This is a genomic window from Myxacorys chilensis, from assembly GCF_059505265.1.
The window spans coordinates 1-2,484 of record NZ_JCACKG010000270.1; the positions used below are offsets into that span (position 1 = coordinate 1).

Here is a 2,484-nt window from a genome sequence, read left to right on the forward strand (position 1 = left end):
GGAAGCAAGAAACCGGCAATGAGATACCACGAGGGGACCGACCAGGAGGCGCCCGTCACGGAAGCCTATCGTCAAGCGGCAGAAGCACGGCACCGCCGATGCAGAAGCAATGGCCAAGGCCGCCTCGCGGCCGACATGCGCTTTGCGGAGGCGAGGACCGAAGAGCAGCAAGGGCGTGCCATGCTGTTCCGCACCCGGCAGATATTCGTGCGTCAGCGAACGCAGCTGATCAACGCCCTACGTGGCCATTTGGCCGAGCATGGCATGTTCGCTCCCCGAGGCCCTACCAATGTCACGATACTGGTCATGGCCCCTGAGACCCAAATGCCGCTCTGCCGCAGATCGTACGCGAACTCGGGCGGACCTATGCCGACCAGATTGCCCTCCTCAGCACCCGCGTCGCCGGACTCGTCCAGACGATGCGCGCTCTGGTTAGGCCGAAACGACGCGGCGGCTGCGGACGACGCCGGCGTGGGCCATGTGAGCGCTATGGCGAACGAGTCCTTCGCTCCGCCCATGAGCAGCTTCCGCCGACGCCGAGACTTCGCTGCCTGGCTGGGACTCGTACCGCGCCAGCACTCGAGCGGTGGCAAGCAGCGGCTGGGCAAGACATCGAAGATGGGACAGCACGACATCCGCGGACTCCTCATCATCGGCGCGATGTCCATGATCGGGGCAACCCTGCGCCGAGGAACAGCGGAGGGCTCCTGGCCCGCACGCATGCTGGCGCGCAAACGCGAATCCTGGTCGCCACCGCCTTGACCAACACTGAGCGGCGTGGCGCCACCGGTCCAAGCCCGTCGCGAACGGCCCGCAGCTTGTGGGCCATGATGAACAGAAACGAGGAGCACCGGGCTCCGGCGCTGACCTGAGCGCCGGTCAGCCCAGTTGTGAGGAGGTCCCCAAGCTGTAAGGGACAAGGATCCAGACGATCCGGATCGGGCCAGGCAGACGACTTCAACGAGCTCTCAAGCTCGCCGTCTTGATGTGCCCCCGATCCGCCTACCGCCGTAGCGACCCGCGGTCATGTCCGGGACCGCACTTCGAGGCCTGACGCATGAACGCACTCGATCACACGTCGCAATCGGTCAGAAGCCCTTCGCACCCTTGGAGGCATCTACACATGAGTGGCGAAACGGGCTGCGCTGGGTCATCGGCGGAGCCGAGGCGGACCCCTGCCCCGCTCAAACCAACTTCCTTTGACATTGCCCGAAGAGGAGCCGCTGGCCCACCATCCGGCCGATGCGCGCGAGGTGGCCCCGCAGCGGGCAGGTCGTGGGGCCGGGGCGGCGGGGGCGCCCCCCCCCTGGGGATCGGCCGCGCTCAGGGACGGCGCCCCGGCGCGGCGGCCCTGGTCCTTGAGGGGACCGTCCGGCCAAGGGGGCTCCAAAGGCAAGAGGCTTTCGGGAGAGGGCGAGGGGCGCGGTCCCGGCGCTTGACGCGCGGCGCGGGGGGCCCGACGATTCGAGGGCCGGCGCAACGGAGGCCCGCCGGAGGAGGCCCGGATGTGAGGACCCTGCCCTGCCTCGCCCTCGCCACTTGCGCCGCCGCCGGGGCGACCGTGGCCGAGGACCGTGCGGTGGTCGTGGGGATCGACGACTACACCGCCCTGGGCGACGATGTGGCGCTGCGGGGGGCGGTGGCGGATGCGCGGCGATTTCGGGACCTGCTGGTCGGCCATTGGGGGTTCGAGCCCGGGCAGGTGACGGTGCTCCTCGACGCGGAGGCGACCTCGGAGGCGATCGGTTCGGCGATCATCGACGGGCTGATCGGGGGGACCGGTCCGGGGGAGAGGGCGGTGCTCTACTTCGCGGGGATGGGGATGCGGGCCGAGAGCGAGGCGGGGCCGGTGGCGGCGATCCTCGCCCATGACGCGGCGTCGCTCCTGGGCCGCGTCCCCGAGGATCTGGCGGCGGACCTCCTCGACCTGATCCCCGACCGGGCGGTGACGGTGGTGATCGACGCGAGCTTCGACGGGCTGCCGGAGGGGACGGGCCTGCGGGGCCTGCCCTCGGAGGGGCCGGGGGCGCCGGAGGAGCCCTATGGAGCGGGCGCGGCGGAGCGGGCCGTGTGGAACGCCGCCGGGCCCGACGGGCTGGCCTGGGAGGCGGGTGGCGCGGGGCTCTTCACCGGGGCCTTCGTGGCGGCGCTCACCGTGGGGGCGGCAGACGCGGACGGGGACGGGGCGACCACGAACGGCGAGATGCTGGGGTTCCTGGGCGCCTGGGCCCGGGGCTGGTGCGCTGCGACGCCGCCCTGCGCGGCGGCGGGTCGGGCCGTGGGGCCAACCTTCGCCGGGCCGGAGGCCGGAGTGCTGCCCGCCGCGCCCTTGCCGGAGGCGGAGCGGGTCGCGATGGAAGCCCTGAGCTGGAGCAACGCGGGCGGGCTGAGCCTGTCGCTCGAGGGCGAAGCACCGCGGGTCGGGGAGGAGCTGGGCCTGCGCATCCAGGCGGAGCGGGCCGGGATGCTCCTGCTCCTCGACGT

At 71.5% G+C, this 2,484-nt stretch carries 2 protein-coding genes; both read left to right on the forward strand.

All coding sequences use genetic code 11. From position 1 onward, the window contains the following. Positions 1-366: 366 nt before the first annotated feature. Positions 367-762: a transposase gene (locus AC5JLB_RS27585; protein ID WP_495877038.1), complete on the forward strand. Its 396-nt coding sequence runs from the start codon at positions 367-369 to the stop codon at positions 760-762. 745 nt (positions 763-1,507) lie between these two features. After that, positions 1,508-2,484: caspase family protein (locus AC5JLB_RS27590; RefSeq protein ID WP_495877037.1), on the forward strand; the 977-nt coding region annotated here is incomplete at its 3' end.